1 pseudogene is annotated in these 683 nt (G+C 63.8%); it reads right to left on the bottom strand.

The features are described 5' to 3' along the window. Positions 1–64: 64 nt before the first annotated feature. Positions 65–556, bottom strand: a pseudogene (locus tag Aco03nite_RS52465) (YfbM family protein). Between the last annotated feature and the right edge of the window lie 127 nt (positions 557–683).

Genomic DNA, 683 nt, shown 5'->3' with positions numbered 1-683 from the left:
CTGTCGAGCGGCGGTTCAGCCTCTCGTCGACCCGGAGAGTGGTTGACCCGCCCATGGCGTGAGCTCAGGTGAGCGCGAGGAGAACTGCTTGGTTCTCTGCGGCGGCAGACATGTAGAACTCCCGTAGAGCCAAAAGGTTCGGGACGACGTAGGAATCGAAGGTTACGTCGGCCCAGAAGCCCGGGTAGATCTCAGCGGCCTCGAGTGCGGCGGGATCCCAACGGCTACGCAGCTACTCGACGTCCAACTGGCGAAGGCCTGCGGCGATTGACTGAACTTGCTCGGCGGAGATCAGGCGGGGTGGTCCGTACCCGTTGTCCTCGCCGATCTCGGCCCCGCCGAGAACCGCGGCGCCCGCACCTAGGCCGACCTGCCACGCGGTACCGGTCAGCGCGTAGTGGATTCCATGCCACGACTTGTCCAGGTCGAGCTGAGGGTCGGGCATCTCGGCATCGTCGTCTTCGACATCGCCGTAAATCAGCGTTTCGACCGCTGCCGGATCGTCGGTTACTGACTTCACCTCATCGGATGACAATCGCCGTCCGACCAGCACCATGCTCATCCCAGACACCCCCCAGGAGTTGATCGACAACCACCATTGCGGCTGGGCTATAGCTTGCCCGCCACAGGCTGGTTTCGGCCGCGGGCAGGGATGTACCTCTGCGTATCGCACTCTCGGCGCG

This window comes from Actinoplanes couchii, assembly GCF_016862075.1.
GTDB lineage: Bacteria > Actinomycetota > Actinomycetes > Mycobacteriales > Micromonosporaceae > Actinoplanes > Actinoplanes couchii.
The sequence above is the reverse complement of the archived record's forward strand: the minus strand, read 5'-3'. Positions and strand labels throughout refer to the sequence as shown.